This is a genomic window from Merdimonas faecis (assembly GCF_001754075.1).
In the GTDB taxonomy this organism is placed as follows: Bacteria; Bacillota; Clostridia; order Lachnospirales; family Lachnospiraceae; genus Merdimonas; species Merdimonas faecis.
In genome coordinates, this window is the sequence record NZ_MIEH01000010.1 from 118,694 (window position 1) to 143,822 (window position 25,129).

22 protein-coding genes are annotated in these 25,129 nt (G+C 48.8%); 18 read left to right on the forward strand and 4 right to left on the reverse strand.

Annotation, left to right across the window (positions count from 1 at the left end; all coding sequences use genetic code 11):
* Positions 1–47: 47 nt before the first annotated feature.
* The 3 genes from hpf to typA form a co-directional block, all read right to left on the reverse strand.
* The gene (gene hpf, locus BKD12_RS05135) at positions 48–581 is read right to left on the reverse strand and encodes a ribosome hibernation-promoting factor, HPF/YfiA family (RefSeq protein WP_070088252.1); all 534 of its coding nucleotides are present in this window, start codon (positions 579–581) and stop codon (positions 48–50) included.
* Positions 582–704: 123 nt separating this feature from the next.
* Positions 705–1,130, reverse strand: coding sequence for a hypothetical protein (locus BKD12_RS05140; protein WP_242872711.1), 426 nt, complete (start codon positions 1,128–1,130; stop codon positions 705–707).
* Positions 1,127–2,953 carry a translational GTPase TypA gene (typA, locus tag BKD12_RS05145; RefSeq protein WP_070088253.1) on the reverse strand — a complete coding sequence of 609 codons (1,827 nt, stop codon included), beginning with the start codon at positions 2,951–2,953 and terminating at the stop codon, positions 1,127–1,129. The genes BKD12_RS05140 and typA overlap by 4 nt, the downstream gene beginning before the upstream one ends.
* Before the next feature lie 159 nt (positions 2,954–3,112).
* Between typA and BKD12_RS05150 the strand changes: the two genes are divergently transcribed.
* The 11 genes from BKD12_RS05150 to BKD12_RS05200 all read left to right on the forward strand — a co-directional run bounded on the left by BKD12_RS05150 (position 3,113) and on the right by BKD12_RS05200 (position 16,359).
* Positions 3,113–3,745: a single-stranded DNA-binding protein gene (locus BKD12_RS05150; RefSeq protein ID WP_070088254.1), complete on the forward strand. Its 633-nt coding sequence runs from the start codon at positions 3,113–3,115 to the stop codon at positions 3,743–3,745.
* A 143-nt stretch (positions 3,746–3,888) separates the two neighbouring features.
* Positions 3,889–4,779, forward strand: a complete 891-nt coding sequence (dapA, locus tag BKD12_RS05155) for a 4-hydroxy-tetrahydrodipicolinate synthase (RefSeq protein ID WP_070088255.1) — start codon at positions 3,889–3,891, stop codon at positions 4,777–4,779.
* A gap of 23 nt (positions 4,780–4,802) precedes the next feature.
* Entirely contained in the window at positions 4,803–5,561 is a 759-nt protein-coding gene (dapB, locus tag BKD12_RS05160) for a 4-hydroxy-tetrahydrodipicolinate reductase (RefSeq protein ID WP_070088256.1), read from the forward strand.
* A 22-nt stretch (positions 5,562–5,583) separates the two neighbouring features.
* Positions 5,584–7,536, forward strand: a complete 1,953-nt coding sequence (locus BKD12_RS05165; protein ID WP_070088257.1) for a fructose-bisphosphatase class III — start codon at positions 5,584–5,586, stop codon at positions 7,534–7,536.
* A 128-nt stretch (positions 7,537–7,664) separates the two neighbouring features.
* Positions 7,665–7,958, forward strand: a complete 294-nt coding sequence (locus BKD12_RS05170; RefSeq protein ID WP_070088258.1) for a hypothetical protein — start codon at positions 7,665–7,667, stop codon at positions 7,956–7,958.
* A gap of 88 nt (positions 7,959–8,046) precedes the next feature.
* Entirely contained in the window at positions 8,047–8,817 is a 771-nt protein-coding gene (gene hisA, locus BKD12_RS05175; protein WP_070088259.1) for a phosphoribosylformimino-5-aminoimidazole carboxamide ribotide isomerase, read from the forward strand.
* Between the two features lie 144 nt (positions 8,818–8,961).
* Positions 8,962–11,529 carry a preprotein translocase subunit SecA gene (gene secA, locus BKD12_RS05180; RefSeq protein WP_070088260.1) on the forward strand — a complete coding sequence of 856 codons (2,568 nt, stop codon included), beginning with the start codon at positions 8,962–8,964 and terminating at the stop codon, positions 11,527–11,529.
* Between the two features lie 53 nt (positions 11,530–11,582).
* Positions 11,583–12,690 (forward strand): peptide chain release factor 2 gene (prfB, locus tag BKD12_RS05185; RefSeq protein ID WP_408606938.1). Its coding sequence is split into 2 segments (ribosomal slippage): positions 11,583–11,645 and positions 11,647–12,690, totalling 1,107 coding nucleotides; the frame shifts between segments, so codons are not numbered across the junction.
* Between the two features lie 12 nt (positions 12,691–12,702).
* On the forward strand, positions 12,703–13,935 hold the full coding sequence (locus BKD12_RS05190; RefSeq protein ID WP_070088261.1) for a homoserine dehydrogenase: 1,233 nt from the start codon (positions 12,703–12,705) through the stop codon (positions 13,933–13,935).
* A gap of 10 nt (positions 13,936–13,945) precedes the next feature.
* Complete coding sequence (locus tag BKD12_RS05195; RefSeq protein WP_070088262.1) at positions 13,946–15,157, forward strand: cofactor-independent phosphoglycerate mutase; 1,212 nt, start codon at positions 13,946–13,948, stop codon at positions 15,155–15,157.
* Complete coding sequence (locus tag BKD12_RS05200; protein WP_070088263.1) at positions 15,151–16,359, forward strand: aspartate kinase; 1,209 nt, start codon at positions 15,151–15,153, stop codon at positions 16,357–16,359. The genes BKD12_RS05195 and BKD12_RS05200 overlap by 7 nt, the downstream gene beginning before the upstream one ends.
* Positions 16,360–16,429: 70 nt before the next feature.
* Here the strand turns inward: BKD12_RS05200 and BKD12_RS05205 are convergent, their stop codons facing one another.
* Positions 16,430–16,885 (reverse strand): CYTH domain-containing protein, encoded by a 456-nt coding sequence (locus BKD12_RS05205; protein WP_070088264.1) that lies wholly within the window; start codon positions 16,883–16,885, stop codon positions 16,430–16,432.
* A gap of 130 nt (positions 16,886–17,015) precedes the next feature.
* Here BKD12_RS05205 and BKD12_RS05210 point away from each other — a divergent pair, with 130 nt between their 5' ends.
* The 7 genes from BKD12_RS05210 (at position 17,016) to ytvI (ending at position 25,081) form a co-directional block, all read left to right on the forward strand.
* The gene (locus BKD12_RS05210) at positions 17,016–17,564 is read left to right on the forward strand and encodes a DJ-1 family glyoxalase III (RefSeq protein WP_070088265.1); all 549 of its coding nucleotides are present in this window, start codon (positions 17,016–17,018) and stop codon (positions 17,562–17,564) included.
* Positions 17,565–17,719: 155 nt separating this feature from the next.
* The gene (gene tig, locus BKD12_RS05215; RefSeq protein WP_070088266.1) at positions 17,720–19,006 is read left to right on the forward strand and encodes a trigger factor; all 1,287 of its coding nucleotides are present in this window, start codon (positions 17,720–17,722) and stop codon (positions 19,004–19,006) included.
* Positions 19,007–19,037: 31 nt separating this feature from the next.
* Positions 19,038–19,619 carry an ATP-dependent Clp endopeptidase proteolytic subunit ClpP gene (clpP, locus tag BKD12_RS05220; protein ID WP_070088267.1) on the forward strand — a complete coding sequence of 194 codons (582 nt, stop codon included), beginning with the start codon at positions 19,038–19,040 and terminating at the stop codon, positions 19,617–19,619.
* Positions 19,620–19,645: 26 nt separating this feature from the next.
* On the forward strand, positions 19,646–20,905 hold the full coding sequence (gene clpX / locus BKD12_RS05225) for an ATP-dependent Clp protease ATP-binding subunit ClpX (RefSeq protein WP_070088268.1): 1,260 nt from the start codon (positions 19,646–19,648) through the stop codon (positions 20,903–20,905).
* 62 nt (positions 20,906–20,967) lie between these two features.
* Positions 20,968–23,322, forward strand: a complete 2,355-nt coding sequence (lon, locus tag BKD12_RS05230) for an endopeptidase La (protein WP_070088269.1) — start codon at positions 20,968–20,970, stop codon at positions 23,320–23,322.
* Positions 23,319–23,903 carry a ribosome biogenesis GTP-binding protein YihA/YsxC gene (yihA, locus tag BKD12_RS05235; protein WP_070088270.1) on the forward strand — a complete coding sequence of 195 codons (585 nt, stop codon included), beginning with the start codon at positions 23,319–23,321 and terminating at the stop codon, positions 23,901–23,903. The genes lon and yihA overlap by 4 nt, the downstream gene beginning before the upstream one ends.
* 29 nt (positions 23,904–23,932) lie before the next feature.
* Positions 23,933–25,081: a sporulation integral membrane protein YtvI gene (gene ytvI / locus BKD12_RS05240; RefSeq protein WP_070088271.1), complete on the forward strand. Its 1,149-nt coding sequence runs from the start codon at positions 23,933–23,935 to the stop codon at positions 25,079–25,081.
* Positions 25,082–25,129: the final 48 nt, after the last annotated feature.

The following is a 25,129-nucleotide window of genomic DNA, read 5'->3' on the forward strand; positions in this document are numbered from 1 at the left end:
CGCTTGTGTTTCTTCATTCTTTATTCGAATCAGCTTTTTGATTTGATCTAGCACTCTGGTTCGATCAGACCAAATGTACCGTTCTTCCTGCGGTACACGACATTGACTTCGTCGGTTTCCGCATTGCGGAATACGAAGAAATCGTGTCCAAGGAGTTCCATTTGTACGCAGGCATCTTCCGGATACATAGGCTTGAAGCCAAATTTTTTCGTACGGACGATCTTGATTTCTCCATCGTCCTCAGACGGCTCCTCTTTATCGAAAAATTCCTGTTTGAAGTTTCCGCCTTCCTGATGTTTTGCGATCAGTTTAGTCTTATATTTCCTCAGCTGACGCTCGATGATCTCTTCTACAAGATCGATGGATACATACATATCGTTACATTCTTCCTCGGAGCGGATGATTCCGCCCTTCACAGGGATTGTAACTTCAATTTTCTGGCGTTCTCTTTGAACACTCAGGGTTACGTGAACTTCCGTATCAGGAGTAAAATACCTTTCCAGCTTTCCAAGCTTGTTTTCTACGGCTTCCTTTAAACCTGCCGTTACGTCGATGTTTTTTCCAATAATGATAAACTTCATGCTGTCCACTCCTTTGCGACATGATTTCAGATAATAATGTCTGACAATTAAATGCCACGACACAAATCTATCTGATATAAACAGTATAGCATGTTTAAAGGACAATGTATAGCATCTATTGCGTTAATCTTTCAAAACATCTGTGGAAGTATCGGAGTTTTCATCTGCTTCATCTGAAATATGAAAATGACAAAAAAGAAACTTCCTGGTAGCGTAGAGAACCGCAATGGAGCACACGCCTACAAAAGTCACCCAGATAGAGGAGTGGTCTATGATGATCTGCCTTGCAATGGCAAATAAAAGCACCTCAAAGACGGAATCTGCCGTATGGTAATACATCATGCGGATCAGCTCTACACCAATGATCAGGTTAAAGCAGGTCTCCAGCAGGTCATCGTAATTGGGCCAGACGTCCAGGTTCGGTATGTTTCCCAGAGAGAAGGCCATCCGCAGACACAGAAGGATAATGCCTGCGGCCAGCATAAATGCAATGAAGTACTCCAGGAAAGCGGACAAATGTTTGAAAATGGTATTTATATATTTTTTCATGAACGGTTTCCTCGTTTACGCATTTTGGGATCCAGGATCTTTTTGCGGATCCGGAGATTGTCGGGAGTTACCTCTAAAAGTTCGTCAGTATCAATGAAGTCCAAAGCCTGCTCCAGGCTTAAAATTCTTGGCGGCGTCAGGCGGAGAGCCTCGTCAGAACCGGAGGAGCGGGTGTTGGTCAGATGCTTGGTCTTGCATACATTGACTTCGATATCATCTGTTTTGGCGTTCTCTCCGATTACCATTCCGGAGTATACCTTCTCTCCGGGGCCGATAAACAGGGTGCCGCGTTCCTGGGCGCTGTACAGCCCGTAGGTGACAGATTCTCCGGTCTCAAAGGCGATCAGTGAGCCCTGTTTGCGGTACTGTATATCCCCTTTGTAAGGAGCATATCCGTCAAAGGCAGTATTCATGATACCGTTGCCCTTTGTGTCTGTCAGAAACTCGCCGCGGTATCCGATGAGTCCGCGGGCCGGAATCCGGAATTCCAGACGGGTATAGCCGCCGCTTGCGGAGCCCATGTTCTGGAGTTCACCCTTCCGCTGGCTCAGCTTGTCAATAACAGTTCCGGTGAATTCGTCGGGAACATCGATATAGGCCAGCTCCATTGGCTCTAAGAGCTTTCCGTTTTCATCCTTTTTGTAGAGGACTTCGGCCTTGCTGACAGCAAATTCATAGCCTTCTCTACGCATATTTTCAATCAGGACAGACAGATGCAGCTCCCCGCGGCCGGAGACCTTGAAGCTGTCTGTGTTGTCGGATTCCTCCACCCGGAGGCTGACGTCAGTGTTCAATTCGCGGAAAAGACGGTCTCTTAAGTGGCGGGAGGTGACATATTTTCCCTCCTGTCCGGCAAAAGGACTGTCGTTGACGATAAACTGCATAGCAATAGTGGGTTCGGATATTTTCTGGAAGGGGATAGCCTTCGGATTCTCCGGGGAGCAGATGGTATCGCCGATGGAAAGGTCTGCGATGCCGGAGATGGCTACGATAGAACCGATGGTGGCTTCTTTTACATCCACTTTATTTAATCCGTCAAATTCATACAGCTTGCTGATACGTACTTTTTCCATACGATCGGGGTTGTGTTCGTTGACAACAACGGCGTCCATGCCTACGCGGATCGTTCCGTTGTCTACCTTGCCGATACCGATGCGGCCCACGTATTCGTTGTAATCAATGGTACTGATCAGTACCTGGGTATCTGCATCCGGGTCTCCTTCCGGAGCCGGGATATACTGAAGGATGGTCTCGAAGAGAGGTTTCATATCCCGTTCTTCATCAGTCAGATCCAGGACGGCGACACCGGCTTTGGCAGATGCGAAGACGAAAGGACAGTCCAGCTGCTCGTCGGAGGCGTCCAGATCCATAAAGAGTTCCAGTACCTCGTCAATGACTTCGTCGGGCCTTGCCTCCGGACGGTCGATCTTGTTAATGCATACGATTACCGGGAGATTCAGCTCCAGGGCTTTGCGGAGAACAAACTTTGTCTGAGGCATTGCGCCTTCAAAAGCGTCCACCACCAGGATGACGCCGTTGACCATCTTTAAAACACGCTCCACTTCTCCGCCGAAGTCGGCGTGTCCTGGTGTGTCTATGATATTGATCTTGGTTCCCTTATAGTAAACGGCGGTGTTCTTGGAGAGGATGGTGATCCCGCGTTCTCTTTCGATATCGTTGGAATCCATGACCCGTTCGGCCACTTCCTGGTTCTCACGGAACACACCGCTTTGTTTTAACAGTTCATCTACCAATGTCGTCTTTCCGTGATCGACATGGGCAATGATTGCAATATTACGGATATCTTCACGTTTTGTCTTCATGATAGCGCTTCCTTTTCTTATTTTAATGCGATGTTTTACGTAACTTAAATAGTGTACCATATTTCAAAAAATTTACAAGTATTTAGTTCTAAATTGAAAGTACCGTTCATAAACTATGTATGTAATATACGATTCAGAAGAAAGGGAGATTGTAAGACTATGTCAGATAAGATTATTGAAAACAACCAGGTAACGATCATGGGAGAAGTGGCGACGCCATTTACGTTCAGCCACGAGGTGTTCGGGGAGGGCTTCTACATGGTGAGTGTGAATGTCCGGCGGCTGAGTAATTCCATGGACTGTATCCCGCTGATGATCTCGGAGCGTCTGATCGACGTGTCCAGGGATTACACCGGTGAATTCATTATGGCCAGCGGCCAGTTCCGTTCCTACAACCGGCACGAGGAGCAGAAGAACCGTCTGGTGCTGTCCCTCTTTGTCCGGGAGGTGTCCTTCATTGATGAAGAGCTGGACGGAGCAAAGACAAACCAGATTTTTCTGGACGGGTATATCTGCAAACTGCCGGTCTACCGAAAGACCCCGCTTGGAAGGGAGATAGCGGATCTTCTTCTGGCAGTGAACCGTCCGTATGGAAAATCAGACTACATACCCTGCATCTGCTGGGGAAGAAACGCCAGATTCGCCTCTTCCTTTGAGGTGGGAGAGCATGTGCAGGTAATCGGGCGGATCCAGAGCCGGGAGTATATCAAAAGGCTGTCGGAAACAGAGACCCAGAAGCGGACGGCCTACGAGGTGTCCGTCAGCAAGCTGGAGTGCCCGGACAGTGAATAATCCCGCCGGAAATCAAGCGTCCCGGGGCTATAGACTTCCGTTGACATCCACCTGGTTTGATGGTAATATTTTTATAGATTATCACGGGGTTAAATGTCTTTTAGCCCCGACATCATTATCTTTAGAAAGTCAGGAGGATGAATATGGCTATATTTACAGGCGCCGGAGTGGCGATCGTCACACCGTTCCATGAGGATGAAAGTATTAATTATGATAGACTGGATGAATTGATTGATTTTCACTGTGAGAATGGGACTGACTGTATTATCATCTGCGGGACGACAGGTGAGTCAGCGACTATGACAGAGGAAGAGCATCTGGAATGTGTCAAATTTGCAATCGACCGTGCAAAAGGGCGTATCCCGGTCATTGCAGGGACAGGTTCCAACTGTACGAGGACTGCGGTGGAGCTGTCAAAGGAGGCTGCTGATTATGGAGCGGACGGACTTCTGGTCGTAACGCCGTATTATAACAAAGCGACTCAGGCTGGTCTGATCGCTCATTACACGGCGGTGGCGAATGCTGCAAAGGCTCCGATTATCATGTATAGTGTGGCGAGCCGTACCGGATGTAATATTGAGCCGGCAACGGTAGCGCATCTGGTAAAAAATGTGGAAAATATTGTTGGTGTCAAGGAAGCCTCCGGTAATATTTCCCAGGTGGCAAAGATTATGTCCCTGACCGACGGAAACATTGATCTGTATTCCGGAAACGATGATCAGATCGTGCCGCTGCTTTCTCTTGGCGGCAAAGGAGTTATCTCGGTGCTGTCCAATGTGGCGCCGAAGGAGACTCATGATATCTGTGAGAAATTTTTTGCAGGCGACGTGGCCGGAAGTGCAGCGCTTCAGTTAAAAGCGGTGCCGCTGATCGATCAGCTGTTCTGTGAGGTAAATCCGATCCCGGTAAAGAAAGCAATGAAGCTTATGGGAATGGACTGCGGTCCTTTGCGGATGCCGATGACTGAGCTTACGCCGGAGCATGAGAAAACGCTGGCACAGGCAATGAAGGATTTTGGGATTACACTGGCATAACAGAAGACAGGAGGAAGATACAAATGGTACGTGCGATCATGCATGGATGTAACGGAAAAATGGGCAGAGTGATCACCGGTCTGATCCGGGATGATGACGCGATCGAGATTGTGGCAGGAATTGATACATATACGGGTACTGCCAATGATTATCCGGTATTTGAAAGCATTGAGGCATGTGATGTGGAAGCGGATGTGGTGATTGATTTTTCCAATGCGTCTGCAGTGGATCATCTGCTGGATTACTGTGCAAAGAAGAAGCTTCCAGTGGTACTTTGCACCACCGGACTTTCGGAAGAGCAGCTTCGGAAGGTGGAAGAAACTGCAGAGCAGACCGCTGTATTAAAATCTGCAAATATGTCGCTGGGGATCAATCTTCTCCTGAAGCTTCTTCAGAATGCGGCAAAGGTGCTGGGGCCGGCCGGATTTGATATTGAACTGGTGGAGCGCCACCACAATCAGAAGGTAGACGCCCCCAGCGGAACGGCTTTGGCTCTGGCAGATTCTGTCAACGAAGCTCTGGACAATCAGTATACTTATGTGTTTGACCGTTCCCAGGTAAGACAGAAAAGAGGAGAAAAGGAAATCGGCATTTCAGCCGTGCGGGGAGGCACGATCGTGGGAGATCACGAAGTGATCTTCGCCGGAGCGGATGAAGTGATCGAGTTTAAGCATACGGCATATTCCAAGGCTGTTTTCGGAAAGGGAGCCGTGGAGGCGGCAAAATTCCTGGCTGGAAAGAAGGCCGGAAAGTATGACATGTCGGATGTGATCCAATTATAAAATACCATCGGGGAGGATCTCTATGAAAGAATTAGAAGCAAGATATCTGGAAAGACTTTCACAGCTGTATCCGACTATCGCAAAAGCATCAACGGAAATTATCAATCTGCAGGCAATCCTGAACCTGCCAAAGGGCACAGAGCATTTTCTGACGGATATCCATGGCGAACATGAGGCGTTTTCCCATGTTCTGAAGAATGGGTCTGGTTCTGTGCGCCGTAAGATTGATGACGTTTTCGGGAATACTATGAGTAGCAGGGACAAACAGTCCCTGGCTACTCTTATTTATTATCCGAAAGAGAAGATGGATCGGATTAAGCAGGAAGAAGATAACATGGAGGACTGGTATAAGATCACGTTGTATCGTCTGATCGAGGTATGTAAACGGACAGCCAGTAAATATACCAGATCCAAGGTAAGGAAGGCGCTGCCGCCGGATTTTGCCTATGTGATCGAAGAGCTGATTACGGAAAAGTCAGAAATTACGGACAAGGAGTCCTATTACAATTCGATTGTTACCACTATTATCCGGATCGGAAGAGCGGAAAAATTTATTGTTGCTTTAAGTGAGCTGATCCAGAGGCTGACGGTAGACCATCTTCATATTGTGGGTGATATTTACGACAGGGGACCGGGCCCCCATATTATCATGGAAAAACTGATCAAGTACCATTCTGTTGATATTCAGTGGGGAAATCATGATGTGCTGTGGATGGGTGCCGCCGCCGGGCAGAGGGGATGCATTGCCAATGTGATCCGTATCTGTGCAAGATACGGCAATCTGGATATCCTTGAAGACGGGTATGGCATCAATTTGCTGCCGCTTGCTACGTTTGCGATGAATACTTATGGAGATGACCCCTGTACCTGTTTCCGACTGAAAGGAGAGCCGGGGTACAGCGAGGGAGAGATGCTTCTGGACGTAAAAATGCATAAAGCCATTTCGATCATACAATTTAAGGTGGAAGGACAGATCATCCGGAAAAATCCGGGATTTAAGCTAAACAGCCGGAATCTTCTGCACCACATCAATTTTGAGACCGGCATGATCGAAATTGACGGAAAAGAATATCAGATGCTGGATATGAATTTTCCGACCATTGATCCGAAAAAGCCCTATACATTAACCAGGGAAGAAGAAGATATTATGGAGCGGCTCCAGAAGGCGTTTATACACTGCGAGAAGCTTCAGAGGCATATGAGGTTCCTGCTGAATAAGGGAGGGCTTTACAAGGTCTATAATAATAATCTGCTTTATCATGGCTGCGTACCTCTTACTGAGAATGGAGAGCTGAAGTCTGTCCGGGTGTATGGCCACTCTTATAAGGGGAAAGGGCTTTATGAAGCTATGGAAAGTTATGTAAGGAAAGGCTTCTATGCACTGGATCCCAGGGAAAAGGAGCGGGGGAGAGACCTGATGTGGTATATCTGGCTTGGAGAAGGGTCTCCTCTGTTTGGCAAAGATAAGATGGCTACGTTTGAACGGTATTTTCTGGCGGAAAAGGAAACGCACAAGGAAAAGAAAAATCCATATTATTCCATGCTGGAAAATGAAGAGGTGGTAGACAGGATCCTGGCCGAGTTCGGGCTTCCGGCAGAGGGAACACATATCATAAACGGACATGTTCCGGTAAAATCCAAAAATGGTGAGAATCCGATCAAATGCGGCGGCAAGGTGCTGGTTATTGACGGAGGATTTTCCAAGGCGTATCAGAAGGAGACCGGAATTGCCGGGTATACACTGATCTACAATTCCTATGGACTGATCCTGGCGGCCCACGAGCCTTTTGAGTCAACAGAGGCGGCTATTGAAAAGGAAAGCGATATCCATTCGGACAGTATCATTGTCAAGCGGGTGGTGCAGAGAAAACTGGTGGGCGACACAGATATCGGCCGGGAATTGAAAGAACAGATCGCGGATCTGGAGATGCTCCTGGAAGCGTACCGCAGCGGGCGGATCACGGAACGTATATAAAAATAACTGTAAGAAAATGGAACTCTTCCTGCGGTATAATCTGCCGGAATCTGCAAATATTACTATCAACAAGGCCGCTTAAGCGGATTGATGATAGAGATACATGAAAACGAAAGGGAGAGTAGAATATGAAACAGTTCAGAAAGTTCCTGTTGGCCCTGATGTGTGTGGCTGTGATGGGAGTAGTGACCGCATGTGGAAGTGAGAATAATCAGACCAATGATATTACCGACGGCACTGGTGATGGTGTGGCGGATGATATCGGCGATGATGTAAAAGACGGTGCGGAGGAGATTGGCGATGATGTAAGAGACAGCGCGGAAGAGATTGGCGACGACGTAAAGGATGGCGTGGATGACGTCCGGGACCGTGCAGATGATGCTGCGGATGGAACTGACGACCGGACAGATAACGCACGGTAAACGGAGTAGAAATACAGTAAAAACAGCAAAAATAGCCGGGGGACTGCATGGAAGGCGGTCCCCCGGCTGATACAGGAGGACAAAAGAAATGAGGTTCAGGCCTTGTATTGACATACATAATGGAAAGGTAAAACAGATTGTGGGAGGAAGCCTCCGGGATTCCGGAGATGAGGCAAGGGAAAATTACATTTCAAGCCAGGGGGCGGAGTATTTTGCGCAGTTATATAAGGAAGACGGATTGAAAGGCGGGCATGTCATTCTTTTGAACCCGCCTTCTTCTGATTATTTCGGGGCGACAAAGAGGCAGGCACTTGCGGCATTAGAGGCGTATCCTGGAGGTCTTCAGATCGGAGGAGGAATTACTGCTGAAAATGCGGAAGAATATCTGGAGGCAGGGGCAAGCCATGTGATCGTGACTTCCTATGTGTTCCTGGACGGCGAGGTTCGTCTGGACCGGATGGAGAGGCTTAAGAATACCGTGGGAAGAGAGCGGGTGGTGATCGATCTGAGCTGCCGCAAAAAGGACGGTGATTATTATATCGTGACCAATAGATGGCAGACGTTTACCCAAGTCAGACTGACCCGGGAGATCATGGATGAGATTGCAGATTACTGCGACGAATTTCTGGTGCACGGGGTGGATGTAGAGGGGCAGGCTGCCGGAGTGGATGAAGAACTGGCCCGCCTCCTGTCAGCGCATAAAAAGCGCAGGGTTACCTATGCCGGCGGGATCGGAAGCCCTGAAGATCTGATGCGGTTTGAAAAGCTGACAGAGGGGAAGGTGGACTTTACCATAGGAAGTGCGCTGGATCTGTTTGGAGGGGCGATACCGTATCAGGAAGTGAAAAAATACCGTTAATGCAACGGATCTGCATCTGTGGCAGAAGTGTAACCGTTTTGTGAACACTGCATAAATTAGTTGAATTGGGGTTTGTATAGTGCTAAAATAAGGAATAGATTGGTCATTTTTATGGCAAATTCTTGACAAGGAGCATTTAGATATATGGGTTTGATACAGAAAATATTTGGAACACACAGTGAGAATGAGCTGAAGCGGATCTATCCGATCGTGGATGCCATCGAAGCACTGGAGCCGGAGATGCAGAAGCTGTCGGATCAGGAGCTTAAGGAGAAAACAAAGGAGTTCAAGCGGCGTCTGGAAGAGGGAGAAACACTGGATGATCTCCTTCCGGAGGCATTTGCCGCTGTCAGAGAGGCGGCAGTCCGGACACTGGGAATGCGCCACTACCGTGTACAGCTGATCGGCGGTATTATCCTGCATCAGGGCAGGATCGCGGAGATGAAGACCGGCGAAGGTAAGACGCTGGTATCTACTCTGCCGGCATACTTAAACGCGCTGACCGGGGAAGGCGTACAGATCGTTACGGTCAATGATTATCTGGCAAAGCGTGACGCGGAGTGGATGGGACAAATCCATGAATTCCTGGGCCTGAAGGTAGGCGTGGTGCTGAACAGCATGAACAGTGATGAACGGCGCGAGGCGTACAACTGTGATATTACCTATGTGACTAATAACGAGCTGGGATTCGATTACCTGCGTGATAACATGGTGATCTATAAGGAACAGCTGGTGCAAAGGGGCATGAAATATGCGATTATCGACGAGGTGGACTCGGTTCTTATCGACGAGGCCAGAACACCTCTTATTATTTCCGGCCAGAGTGGGAAATCCACCAGACTCTATGAGGCCTGCGATATACTGGCAAGGCAGCTGGAGCGGGGGGAAGCCAGCGGGGAATTCAGCAAGATGAATGCTATCATGGGCGAGGAGATCGAGGAAACCGGAGATTTTATCGTCAATGAAAAGGAAAAAAGCATCAACCTGACAGAAGACGGTGTCAAGAAGGTAGAGAAGTTCTTCCATATAGAAAATCTTGCGGATCCGGAAAATCTGGAGATCCAGCACAATATTATCCTGGCTCTGAGAGCGCACAATCTGATGTTTAAGGATCAGGACTATGTGGTGAAGGATGACGAGGTCCTGATCGTAGATGAGTTTACCGGACGTATCATGCCGGGACGCCGTTATTCTGACGGGCTGCATCAGGCAATCGAGGCGAAGGAACATGTGAAGGTTAAGCGGGAAAGTAAAACGCTGGCAACGATCACTTTCCAGAACCTGTTTAATAAATATGAGAAAAAGGCAGGTATGACCGGTACCGCGCTTACAGAGGAAAAGGAGTTCCGTGAGATCTATGGCATGGATGTTATCGAGATTCCGACCAACGTTCCGGTGCAGCGTGTTGACCTGGAGGATGTGGTTTACAAAACACAGAAGGAAAAGTTCCGTGCGGTATGTGACGCCATCGAGGAGGCGCATGAAAGGCATCAGCCGGTACTGGTGGGTACGATTACCATTGAGACCTCTGAGCTTCTGAGCGGAATGTTAAAGAAAAGAGGAATCAAGCATAACGTATTAAATGCGAAATATCATGAGCTGGAGGCAGAGATCGTGGCTCAGGCGGGTGTGCATGATGCTGTGACCATCGCCACCAACATGGCCGGACGTGGAACGGATATTAAGCTGGATGATGAAGCAAGAGCTGCCGGAGGATTGAAGATCATTGGCACAGAGCGTCATGAATCCAGGCGGATTGATAACCAGCTGCGGGGACGTTCCGGACGTCAGGGCGACCCGGGAGAGTCCAGATTTTACATTTCCCTGGAAGATGATCTGATGCGTCTGTTTGGTTCCGAGCGTCTGATGAATGTATTCAATGCACTGGGCGTAGAAGAGGGCGAGCAGATTGAACATAAGATGCTGTCGAGCGCTATAGAGAAGGCTCAGCAGAAAATTGAGAGCAATAACTTTGGTATCCGTAAGAATCTTCTGGAATACGACCAGGTTATGAATGAGCAAAGAGAGATCATCTATGAAGAGCGCCGCAAGGTACTGGATGGAGAAAACATGAGGGATTCCATCTTCCACATGATGAACGATTATATCGAAAATGTGGTGGATAAGGTGATCGGAGCGGATCAGGACTATGATGAATGGGACCTGACTGAGCTGAACGTTTCTATCCAGGGGACCATTCCTATGGCAGCTGTAACGCCTGAGGATGTAAAGGATATGAACCAGAAGGAACTGAAGCATCTTTTAAAGGAGCGCGCGGCCAAGGCCTACGAGGCAAAAGAATCAGAATTTCCGGAGCCGGAGCATATCCGTGAGATTGAGCGTGTCGTTCTTTTGAAAGTGATTGACGCAAAATGGATGGATCATATCGATGACATGGATCAGCTCCGTCAGGGGATCGGTATCCAGGCGTATGGACAGCGGGATCCCAAGGTGGAATATAAGCTACTTGGCTATGACATGTTTGACGCCATGACGAAGGGGATATCTGAAGATACGGTCCGTACCCTGTTCCGTGTAAGGCTGGAGCAGAAAGTAGAAAGAGAGCAGGTGGCCAAGGTGACCGGCACGAACAAAGACGACAGTGCGGCCCGGGCGCCGAAGAAGAGGACGGAGAAGAAGGTTTACCCCAATGATCCGTGCCCGTGCGGAAGCGGCAAAAAATATAAGCAGTGCTGCGGACGAAAAGCGTAACGCCGGAGTAAATCCGGACGGAACGTTATCATAGATTGAAAAGAGGTGGGAAAGTGGTTGAATTAGATCAGTTAAAAAGCAGTCTGAACGCATATGAAGAACCTCTTGCCGAAATGAGGGATTCACTTTGACCTGGCTGGAAAAGAGCACAGGATGGAGGAACTGGAGAGAAAGGTAGAGGAGCCGGGGTTCTGGGACCGCCCGGAGGAATCCCAGAAGCTGATGAAGGAATTAAAATATCTGCAGGAGCTGGTAAAGCAGATCCGGGAGCTTTACCGGTCGTATGAGGATATCGGAACGCTGATCGAGATGGGATATGAGGAGAATGACCCGGAAATCGCAACGGAGGCAGAGCGGGATTTGCAGAAGTTTGCGGAGGTTTTTGAGGAACTTAAGATTCAGACTCTGTTATCCGGAGAATATGATTCCTGCAACGCCATTGTGACGATCCATGCCGGAGCAGGAGGAACCGAGTCCTGTGACTGGGCCAGTATGCTGTACCGGATGTACAGCAGATGGGCGGAGCGCAAAGGGTTCCAGATCCAGGTGCTGGATTTCCTGGACGGGGATATTGCGGGGATCAAGACGGTAACCTTTGAGGTGAACGGGGAAAATGCGTATGGATATATGAAATCTGAAAAAGGTGTGCACCGGCTGGTGCGGATCTCGCCGTTCAACTCTGCGGGGAAGCGACAGACCTCTTTTGCATCCTGCGATGTGGTCCCGGATATCGAGGATGAGATTGACATCGAGATTTCCGATGATGACCTGAAGATTGACACCTATCGTGCCAGCGGAGCAGGCGGGCAGCATGTCAACAAGACCTCTTCCGCCATCCGGATCACCCATCTGCCTACAGGGATCGTAGTGCAGTGCCAGAATGAGCGTTCCCAGCATCACAATAAAGAGAAGGCCATGCAGATGCTGAAAGTGAAGCTGCAGCTTTTGAAAGAACAGGAGCAGGCTGAGAAGGTATCGGACATCCGCGGCGAGGTAAAAGAGATCGGCTTTGGAAACCAGATCCGGTCTTACGTGATGCAGCCTTACACTCTTGTGAAGGATCACCGGACCAATGTGGAGAGCAGCAATGTGACGGCTGTGCTGGATGGAAATATTGATCCGTTTATCAATGCGTATCTGAAGGAAACGGCAAATAGCTAAAGGGAGGAATTTATGATCAATATAGCGGTTATGGGTTATGGAACGGTAGGTTCCGGAGTGGTAGAAGTAGTAAATACAAATGGGGCCCGGATCAATCAGAGGATCGGAGATGAACTGAATATTAAGTATGTACTGGATCTGAAGGATTTCCCGGGAAATCCGGTACAGGAAAAGATCATCCATGATTTCGAGACGATCATTCAGGACGATGATGTACAGATCGTTGTCGAGGTTATGGGCGGGATCGAGCCGGCATATACATTTGTAAAGCGCTGCCTCCAGGCGGGCAAAAGTGTAGCCACGTCCAATAAGGCGCTGGTGGCAAAGCACGGAGCTGAGCTTTTGTCCATTGCGAAGGAAAACGAGATCAATTTTTTGTTTGAGGCCAGCGTGGGAGGAGGTATCCCGATCATCCGTCCTTTGAATTCTTCCCTGACGGCAGATGAGATTGAGGAAATCACCGGGATTTTGAATGGTACGACCAACTATATGCTGACCAAGATGTTTTATGAGGGGGCGGATTATGATACCGTTCTGAGGGAGGCGCAGGCTAACGGCTATGCGGAGAGAAATCCGGAGGCAGATGTGGAAGGCTATGACGCCTGCAGGAAGATTGCGATCCTTTCTTCTCTGATCTCCGGGCAGCAGGTGGATTTTGAGGATATCTACTGCGAAGGTATCACGAAGATCACGGTGGAAGACATGACGTATGCCAGGAAGATGGGAGGTACCATTAAACTGCTGGCGTCCAGCAAGCGCTATGCGGGAAACCGGCTGCATGCGATCGTGGCACCGTGCATAATCTTCCCGGATCATCCTCTTTATAATGTAAATGGAGTGTTTAACTCTATTTTTGTTCATGGAAACGTGCTTGGAGACGCCATGTTCTACGGAAGCGGCGCAGGGAAACTGCCTACGGCCAGCGCCGTAGTGGCGGACGTGGTAGATGCGGCGAAGCACCTGAACCGGAATATTATGACGATGTGGAAACAGGATAAACTCCATCTGGAAAACAAGGCAGATTCCAGGCGCAGGTTCTTTGTGCGGATGAAGGGAGACGCAGAAGAGATGACGTCTGCGCTTAAAGATTCCTTTGGTGAAATAGAAATGATCCGGATCCCGGAGCTTAAGGAAGAGTTTGGATTTGTAACTCCTGTTATGACAGAGGGAGATTATGAAGCAAGGGCGGGAATCTACCGTGACCAGATTTTACATATGATCCGGATTGAGGAGCATAAAGGATAGGAGCAAAGAAATGAAATATATCATTGTTTTAGGCGATGGTATGGCAGGGAGAGCTCTTGGGGAACTTGGCGGGCGTACAACACTGGAGGCGGCAAAGACGCCGGTGATGGACAGGCTTGCCAGGGTATCTGAAATAGGAATGGCTTCCATGGTGCCAAAGGGGATGGCGCCGGGAAGCGATACGGCGAATCTGGCGGTCTTAGGATATGATCCGAGGATTTATTATACAGGGCGTTCGCCTCTGGAGGCCCTGAGTATTGGCGTGAAGATGGAGGATACGGATGTGTCATTCCGGTGCAATCTTGTGACACTCTCGGAGGAAGAGGGAGCTTACAAAGACCGGACGATCCTGGACCACAGTGCAGATGAGATCAGCAGTGAAGATGCGGCTGTTCTCTTAGAAGCGCTTAAGGAAGGCATTTTGCGGGATGGCTACCGGCTTTATGCCGGGACCAGTTACCGGCATCTGCTTTTATGGGAACGGGGGCAGGTCATGGATCTGACTCCGCCCCACGATATTCTTGGAAAAAGGATCGGGGAATATCTTCCGTCAGATGCCGTGCTGCGGGAGATGATGGAGAAAAGCTATGAAATCCTGGAACGGCATCCGTTAAATGAGGAACGCCGCCGGAATGGCCAGCGGCCGGCTAATGCGGCATGGTTCTGGGGTGCGGGAAAAAGACCGGAACTAACCTCCTTTAAAGAGAGGACAGGACAAAAAGGCGTTATGATTTCAGCGGTTGATCTTTTAAAGGGGATCGCCGTAGGAGCCGGAATGGATATTATCCGTGTGGAAGGAGCGAACGGAGGGCTTCATACCAATTATTCCGGGAAGGCAAATGCCGCCGTGAGGGCACTGACAGAAGGCGGTTACGATTTTGCTTATATCCACGTAGAGGCTCCGGATGAAATGGGACATCAGGGAAAGATAGAGGAGAAGATCCAGGCAATCGAAGCGATCGATGAAAAAGTGCTGGGAACAGTGATCGGAGGATTGAGGGATGCTGGTGAGGAGTTCAGGCTTCTGCTTTTGCCTGACCACCCCACGCCTATTGAAGTCCGGACGCATACCGCAGATCCGGTACCCTATCTTTTGTATGACAGTACAAAGGAAGAGCCGGGAGAGAGAATATATTGTGAAAAAACCGCTGCCGGAACCGGAAGGGAATGGAAAGATGGATTTCGGCTGATCGGACATTTACTGCAGGAGGAATTATGTTAGTTGTTAAAAAGTTTGGCGGCAGTTCCGTGGCTGATAAAGAGAGAATCTTTAATGTGGCCAGGCGCTGTATAGAAGAATATAAAGAAGGAAATGACGTGGTGGTAGTGCTTTCCGCCATGGGAGACACGACGGATGAGCTGATTGAAAAGGCAAAGGATATCAATCCAAAAGCAAAGCAAAGAGAAATGGATATGCTGCTTACGACCGGGGAGCAGGTATCTGTAGCGCTGATGGCCATGGCCATGCATGCCCTGGATGTGCCGGCTGTTTCACTCAATGCGTTCCAGGTGATGATGCATTCTACCTCGCGTTATGGAAATGCCCGGTTCAAAAGAGTAGACACCGAACGGATCCAGCATGAGCTGGACTCGCGGAAGATCGTGATCGTAACAGGATTCCAGGGAGTCAATAAGTATGATGACATCACGACTCTTGGACGCGGCGGATCCGATACGACGGCGGTGGCGCTGGCGGCAGCTCTCCATGCGGACCGCTGCGAGATTTATACCGATGTGGATGGTGTGTTTACGGCAGATCCACGGGTTGTGAAAAATGCGAAAAAGCTTGATGTGATCACTTATGATGAGATGCTTGAGCTTGCCAGCCTCGGAGCAAAGGTGCTCCATAACCGTTCCGTGGAAATGGCAAAAAAATACAATGTAGAATTAGTGGTACGGTCCAGTCTGAACCGCTCGGAGGGTACCGTAGTCAAGGAGGCTTCAAATATGGAAAAATTATTAGTGACAGGTGTGGCGGCCGATAAGAATACAGCCAGAATTTCTGTGATCGGCGTGGAGGACAGGCCGGGAATCGCTTTCCAGATCTTTGATACACTTGCGAAAAACAATATTAACGTAGATATCATCCTGCAGTCCGTAGGAAGAGAAGGAACAAAGGATATTTCCTTTACCGTGGCTTCAGACGATATGGAAGAGGCAATAAAAATTCTTGAAAAAAATAAAGAACGTCTGACGATCCAGCAGGTGACCTGGAATGAGGATGTGGCAAAGCTGTCCATCGTAGGAGCCGGAATGATGAGCAATCCGGGAGTAGCTGCAAAAATGTTTGAAGCATTGTACAGCAGCAGAGTCAATATTAACATGATCTCTACATCTGAAATCCGGATCACGGTCCTGGTGGCAAAGAACGATATTGAAAAAGCCATGAACGCCGTTCATGACGCATTTGCAATGGGAGATTAATCCGCAGAGCCTGCGGTGCTTTTGAGAAAACCGGCGACAATGGTTCGTCCGGTTTTTTTGCCGGAAGAGTCTAGAGTGACGATTCGATGCGGCTCAGATTGCTGTTGTGATATTTCCCGGAAAAGGTGACGTCTTCGCCGAACCAGTCCGGGGGAAGGAAAGAAAGTGCTTCTTCCTCTGTGGAGAATTCGACTTCTGCGAGAACGAGAGGAGCAAGGTCTCCTTCGAAGATATCCAGTTCCGCGGTAAGGTGTTCATCCAGAGGAATCATGAAGCGTTTTTTCTGGATCAGCCGTCCGTCGATTTTAGGGAGCAGATGATGATATGCTTCTTTTGTAAGCGGAAGATTGTACTCTTCCCGGGTCATCAGTCCCCCGGATTTATATGTAAGCTCATAGCGGTCGTTATCCCGGCGGATGCGGATCACCGGATTTGTATTCAGATATCCCTGTTCAATAATCCGGCAGGGGTAAGCGGTAAGATGCTCCGGCAGATGAAGGATCAGATATTTGCGTTCGATTTCCAAGGTAAATGCCTCCTGTCTTGTAATGTGATGGGGAGCGCCGATCTTTTAACTCCGGTATCATCATACAATAATTTACAATGGATGTAAACGATGGTAATATGGAAATATAAAATAAGGAGGATGATTAGGAATGAAAAAGGTAAGTGTAATACTGGCTGACGGATTTGAAGAAATTGAAGCTCTGACTGTCGTGGATCTCTTAAGAAGAGCCCAGATCTATGTGGGAACTGTGTCCGCGACAGATGAATATATTGTGCACGGTGCGCACGGCATCAATGTTCAGACGGAGGATTTGTTTGAAGAGGTAAATTTTGTGGAATCTGATATGATCGTCCTTCCGGGAGGTATGCCGGGGACTACAAATCTGAATGACCATGCGGGCGTGCGCAGAGTAGTGAAGGACTTTTATGAGGAAGGAAAATATGTGGCTGCGATCTGTGCGGCTCCGACCGTCCTGGCAAACCTGGGAATATTAAAAGGAAAAAGGATCACCTGCTTCCCCACGGTGGAGAATCAGATCCAGGGAGCAGTTATCACCCGGATGCCGGCTACTGTAGATGGGAATATCATCACAGGACGCGGTGCGGGTACAGCAATTGACTTTGCGCTGAAGCTGATCGATGCTTTGTCAGGTCCGGATAAGGCGCGTGAGATTGCAGAGGCTATCCTTTATCAGTAAAAAGATGAAAAATGATGGAAAATCCGGCCTTTTCCCGAAAAACAGGGGTGGATATTTGAGATTGTTTGTGTTATAATTTCGTGGTGAATGTAATGTAGTATGCCCTTTCCTGCGCTTACCGGCAGACAGGGATAGAATCAGGAGGAAATAAGTAGATGAGTTTACAGGTAGAAAAATTAGAAAAAAACATGGCGAAACTGACCATCGAGGTTTCTGCTGATGATTTAGAAAAAGCACTGCAGGGTGCATATATGAAGCAGAAGAACAAGATCAGCCTTCCGGGCTTCCGTAAAGGAAAGGTTCCGCGTCAGATGATCGAAAAGATGTACGGTGCAGAGATCTTCTATGATGACGCGGCGAATGCGCTGATTCCGAAGGCATATGCGGATGCTTATGATGAGTGCGAACTGGAGATCGTATCCAGACCGGATATCCAGGTTGTGCAGATCGAAAAAGGCAAACCGTTTATCTTTACGGCAGAAGTAGCTACCAAGCCGGAAGTTACACTTGGCGAGTATAAAGGACTGGAAGTAGATAAGGTATCTACGCGTGTGACACAGAAAGAAGTAGACGCAAAGATCCAGGAAGAGGCAGAGAAGAATGCAAGAACCGTTACGGTAACTGACCGCGGTGTGCAGGATGGAGATGAAATTATCCTGGACTTTGAAGGATTTGTAGATGGAGAAAGCTTTGAAGGCGGCAAGGGTGAAAATTATCCGCTGACCATTGGTTCCGGTTCCTTTATCCCGGGATTCGAGGATCAGCTGATCGGTGCCGAGGCTGAGAAAGAGCTGGAAGTAAAGGTTACTTTCCCGGAGGATTACCATGCAGAGGATCTGAAAGGCAAGGATGCAGTATTTAAGTGTACTGTACATGAGATCAAGGCGAAAGAACTGCCGGAGATCGACGACGAGTTTGCGGCAGAGGTTTCCGAGTTTGATACCCTGGATGAATATAAGGCAGACGTAAAGGCAAAGATTAAAGAAGAGAAAGCTTCTGAAGGAAGAAGAAAACAGGAAGATCAGGCAGTGGAGCAGGCGGTTAAAAATGCTTCCTATGAGATCCCGGATGCTATGATCGATACCCAGGCTTCTCAGATGGCAGACGAGTTTGCACAGAAAATCCAGTCACAGGGACTTACCATGGAGCAGTACTTCCAGTTTACTGGAATGACAGCAGAGAAGATGATGGAAGAATTACGTCCGCAGGCTTTAAAGAGAATTGAGACCCGTCTGGTGCTGGAGGCGATCGTAAAAGCAGAGAACATTGAGATCAGTGATGAGAAGCTGGACGAAGAGCTTCAGAAGATGGCGGACACCTATAAGATGGAATTGGATAAGATCAAAGAATTTATGGGTGAAAACGAGAAGAAGCAGATGAAGGAAGATATGGCTGTTCAGGAGGCGATTACCTTCCTCGTAGAAAATGCCACAGAGAAATAACATATGGAATTAAGCAACAGGAGGCGTGTATATGAGTTTAGTACCTTATGTCATTGAACAGACAAGCAGGGGAGAGCGCTCCTACGATATCTATTCAAGATTATTAAAAGACAGGATCATTTTTCTGGGAGAAGAAGTGGCAGATGTGTCGGCGAACATCGTTATGGCGCAGCTTCTCTTCCTGGAAGCCGAAGATCCGGAGAAGGATATCCATTTATACATCAACAGTCCGGGAGGATCTGTAACGGCAGGTATGGCGATCTACGACACCATGCAGTATATCAAGTGCGACGTGGAGACGATCTGTATGGGAATGGCGGCCAGCATGGGTGCGTTCCTTCTTGCAGGCGGTACCAAAGGAAAGCGTCTTGCACTGCCGAATGCGGAGATCATGATCCATCAGCCGTCAGGCGGGGCCCAGGGACAGGCAACTGAGATCCAGATTGCGGCAGAACATATCCTGCGGACCAGACAGAATCTGAATAAGATTCTTTCCGAGAATACCGGACAGCCGCTGGACGTGATCAGGATCGATACCGAGAGAGATAATTTTATGACTGCGGAAGAGGCGAAGGCATACGGTCTGATCGACGAAGTGATCTCACGCCGTTAGCAGGCAGTTTATTATGAGGTGAGAGTATGATAGGAAAGAACGACGATCAGATCAGGTGTTCGTTCTGTAATAAGACCCAGAGCCAGGTCCGGAAATTAATTGCCGGACCGAACGGGGCATACATCTGTGACGAATGTATTGATGTATGTACCGAGATTCTGGAAGAAGAATTTGAATATGACAATGGGAGATCCTGGAATCCGTTTTCAGACATTAATCTTCTGAAGCCGGAAGAGATCAAGGAATTCCTGGATGAGTATGTGATCGGTCAGGACGAGGCCAAGAAGGTGCTGTCCGTATCGGTCTACAACCACTATAAGCGTATCATGGCCGGGAAGGATCTGGGTGTGGAACTTGGCAAGAGTAATATCCTGATGCTGGGACCTACCGGCTGCGGGAAGACACTGCTGGCGCAGTCGCTTGCAAAGATCCTGAATGTTCCGTTTGCGATCGCAGATGCGACAGCATTGACGGAGGCCGGATATGTAGGAGAGGATGTGGAAAACATCCTTCTGAAGATCATCCAGGCCGCTGACGGCGACATCGAACGTGCGGAGTACGGGATCATCTATATCGACGAGATTGACAAGATTACAAGGAAGTCTGAAAATCCGTCTATTACCAGAGATGTATCCGGAGAGGGTGTTCAGCAGGCGCTGCTTAAGATTATTGAGGGTACGGTGGCAAATGTGCCTCCGCAGGGAGGACGCAAGCATCCGCACCAGGAGCTGATCCAGATCGATACTACGAACATCCTGTTTATCTGCGGAGGAGCTTTTGAAGGAATCGATAAGATCATAGAGAAGCGGATCGACCAGAAATCTATTGGATTCAATGTGGAGATCGCAGAGAAACATGAAGATGATATCGATAAGCTGCTGGAGCAGGTCCTGCCGCAGGATCTGGTCAAGTATGGACTGATACCGGAGCTGGTGGGACGCGTGCCGGTGGTCGTGTCTCTGGAAATGCTGGATAAGGAAGCCCTGATCCGTATTTTAACAGAGCCAAGAAATGCGATCACCAAGCAGTACCAGAAGATGCTGGAACTGGACGGCGTGGAGCTTACCTTTGATGATGAGGCACTGGAAGCCATTGCGGAGACTTCTCTCAAGAGGAAAACCGGTGCAAGAGGCTTAAGGGCGATCATGGAAAATGTCATGATGGATATCATGTATAAAGCTCCGTCTGATGAAACGCTGAAAGCGTGCCGGATCACAGAAGATGTCGTAAAAGGAGGGGGAGTTCCCCTTTTGGAGCATAACTCTGTCAGAAGTGAGAGTGCATAAAAAAACGAGGGCGGGTGCAAGGAAATTTGCGCCTGCCTTTTTATATCAAAGGAGAAAGATTCATGAGCAAAGAGACAAGAAGTCTGCCCATGGTGGCGCTCCGGGGACTGGCAGTCCTTCCGGAGATGGTGCGCCATTTTGACGTAAGCAGGGAGAAATCTCTGCTTGCCATTGAAGAAGCGGTACAAGGAGACCAGAAGATTTTTCTGGCTGCCCAGAAGGACATCGAGGTTGCAGATCCCGGGGCAGAAGATGTGTACCAGGTAGGCTGTATCGCCTCGATACGGCAGATCGTAAAGCTTCCAAAGAAGATCAGCCGTGTGCTTATTTCAGGAGAAGCAAGAGCGGTGATCAATACTATTGAATTTGAAGAGCCTTATCTGCGTGCCAATGTGACGGTGCTGCCGGATACGGACAGCCTGAGTGAAGAACTGCCGGCAGAAAAGGAAAAGCTGAGTGAAGAAGCTATGCTGAGAGGGCTTCGTGATGTATTTCGGGAGTATCTTGCAAAGGAGCCGAAGATTTCCAAAGAAATCGGCGCACAGCTGGAAGGAATCTCGGAATTAAAGCAGCTGGTAGATCTGGTGGCGGCGAATACCCCTTTTCCGTGGGAAGATACGCAGGAGCTTCTGGAAGAGAATGATCTGGCAAGACGTTATGAGCTTCTGGTATACAAGCTGGTAAAGGAAATCCAGGTCCTGAACGTCAAAGAAGAGATTCAGGCAAAGGTCAAAGAGCGGGTGGACCAGAACCAGAGAGAATACATTCTGCGTGAGGAAATGAAGTGGATTCGTGAGGAGCTGGGAGATGATAGCATGCTCTCAGACGCAGATGAGTTTCAGCAGGCTGCGGACGCTCTCAAGGCGCCGGAGGAGGTAAAGGAAAAGCTGAATAAGGAGATCAAGAGATTCCGGAATACCATGAACAGCCCGGCAGAGACAGGGGTGATCCGGACATATATTGAGTCGCTTCTGGAGATGCCCTGGGATCAGGTGTGCGAAGAGCATAAGGATATAGCTTATGCCAGCCGGATTCTGGACGAAGACCATTACGGGCTTACGAAGGTGAAGGAGCGGGTGTTGGAATTCCTGGCAGTCCGCGCACTCACCAAAAAGGGGGATACACCGATCCTTTGTCTGGTCGGACCTCCGGGAACCGGAAAGACGTCGATCGCCAAATCTCTGGCCCGGGCGCTTAAGAAGCCATATGTCAGGATTTCTCTTGGCGGTGTGAGAGATGAGGCTGAAATCCGCGGGCATCGCAGAACCTATGTAGGAGCCATGCCGGGGCGCATTGCATCAGGACTAAAACAGGCGGGAGTCAAAAATCCGCTGATGCTTCTGGATGAAATCGACAAGGTCAGCAATGACTATAAAGGAGATACATTTTCGGCGCTTCTGGAGGTGCTGGACAGTGAACAGAATAATCGGTTCCGGGACCATTATCTTGAGGTTCCGGTAGATCTTTCGGAAGTTTTGTTTGTGACGACGGCTAATACACTGCAGACGATCCCGCGTCCTCTTCTGGATCGAATGGAAGTCATTGAGGTGTCAAGCTATACGGAAAATGAAAAGATGCACATTGCGATGGAGCATCTGATCCCGAAACAGCTGGAACGGCACGGCCTTACGGAAGAAGAGCTGACCATCAGCAAAAAAGCGCTCTGGAAGATGGCAAGAAATTATACGAAGGAAGCAGGCGTGCGTCAGCTGGAGCGTAAGATTGGTGACATCTGCCGGAAAACCGCAAAAGAGATCCTGGAAGGCAAAAAGAAAAAAGTGCATGTCACAGAGAGAAACCTGGCCGCTTATCTGGGAAAAGAGCTGTATACCTATCAGATGGCCGGAGAATCTGATGAAGTGGGAATTGTCCGGGGACTGGCGTGGACCAGTGTGGGCGGAGATACACTGGAGATCGAGGTTAATATCATGCCGGGAGAGGGAGAAATCCTTCTGACCGGACAGATGGGAGATGTCATGAAAGAATCCGCAAGAACCGGTATCAGTTATATCCGTTCTGTGAGTAAAAAGCACCGGATCGCGGAAGACTTCTTTAAAGAGCATGATGTACATATTCATATCCCGGAGGGAGCGGTTCCTAAAGACGGTCCTTCTGCGGGAATCACGATGGCAACAGCGATGTTTTCAGCTATAACAGGAAAGAAAGTGCGCTCTGACGTGGCTATGACAGGAGAAATTACCCTGCGCGGAAGGGTGCTTCCCATCGGAGGCCTGAAGGAAAAACTGCTGGCTGCAAAAAATGCCGGGATCAAGACAGTTCTGGTGCCAAAGGAAAATGAGGTGGATGTGGAAGAGATTTCTTCTGAGATTACCAGAGGCCTCCAGATCATCTTTGTGTCCCATATGGAAGAAGTGCTGAAACAGGCGTTGTCGAAACCGAAAAGGAGGAACCTATGATCATCAAATCAGTGAATCTGGAAACAGTCTGCGGGATCACCAGTGTCCTGCCGGAAAATACCCGGCCGGAGATCGCGTTCGCAGGGAAGTCCAACGTGGGGAAGTCTTCTCTGATCAACGCTCTGATGAACCGGAAATCCTATGCCAGGATTTCGGCCACGCCGGGGAAGACGCAGACGATCAATTTTTATAATATCAATGAAGAGCTGTATCTGGTGGATCTGCCAGGCTACGGATACGCAAAGGTATCGGAACAGGAAAAGGAAAAATGGGGACAGCTGATCGAGCGCTATCTCCATGGATCCTCCCAGCTGAAGGCGGTGTTCCTGCTGGTGGATATCCGACATGAACCGTCCGCCAATGATAAAATGATGTATGAGTGGGTAGTATCTCAGGGCTATCATCCGATCATCATTGCCACAAAGCTTGACAAGATCAAGAGAAGTCAGGTAGATAAGCATCTGAAAATGCTGCGGACAGGCCTTTCACTGGTGCCGGGGACAAAGATCATCCCATTCTCATCAATGACAAAACAGGGGAGAGATGAGATCTGGGAGCTGGTAGAAACGGAATATCTGTAAGAAAAATATAAAGAGGTGGAGTTATATCAATGGAGACGAATTTCAGAGAACAGTTAGGTGACAACCGGCCTCTGTGGAAGGTGGCGGTCAGTCTGGCCGTCAGCCTGGTCGGAACAATTCTGTTTGTGTATGTAGGCGTCCGTCTGCTGGCCTTTTTCATGCCGTTTGTAGTTGGATGGTTTATAGCCTATATTGCGAGTCCGCTGGTCAACTGGCTGGAAAAACGGCTGAAGCTGGTAAAAAAATTAGGATCGGCACTGATCATCATTCTGGTGCTGGCTGCTCTGGTCTTTGTGATATATTTTATCGTAAGCAGGATGTGGAGGGAAATCTCTTCCCTGACTCGGAATATGCCTGCTATGTATGCGGATCTGGAGCAGGTGATGGATGATATCGGACAGAATCTGAACGGCCTTTTTCAGATGCTGCCTGCAGGGATCCAGAATGGCTGGAGAGAGATGATGGGAAATCTGGATCAGTCCATTGGTAATATGATGGGGAATCTAAGTGAACCGACCGTGACAGCGGCTGGAAATGTGGCAAAAAGGATCCCGACCTGGCTTGTCAGCACCATCGTAACGATCATTTCAGCATATTTCTTCATCGCAGAGAGGGAAGATCTGATCGTATGGGCAAAAAAAGTAGCGCCGGACCCGCTGGTACACCGGATGAGCATGGTGATGTCAAATCTGAAATATGCAGTAGGGGGCTACTTTAAAGCGCAGTTTAAGATCATGTTCGTTGTTTATGTACTGTTAGTGATCGGCTTTGCAATCCTGAATGTACGTTTTTCTTTCCTGCTGGCATTGATCATCGCATTCCTGGATTTCCTGCCGTTTTTCGGGACAGGCACCGCACTGATCCCATGGGCGGCTTATCAGTTGATAGCCGGGGACTATCGGATGCTGATCGGGCTTCTGATCCTCTATGGAGTGACCCAGCTGGTGCGCCAGCTGATACAGCCTAAGCTGGTGGGGGACAGCATGGGGCTTCGCCCGCTTCCCACCCTGGCGCTTTTGTTTATCGGTTATAAAGTGGGAAGTGTGCTGGGTATGATCTTTGCCGTTCCTATTGGCATGATCATTATCAACCTTTATAAAGCGGGTGCGTTTGATTACATCCTGGATGATGTGAAAATACTGGCAGAGGGAGTCCTTAGTCTCAGGGAAAAAGAATAAAAAACAGATTGTGCTCTGTTTTTGTTGACAATTGAAAAATATGAGCTA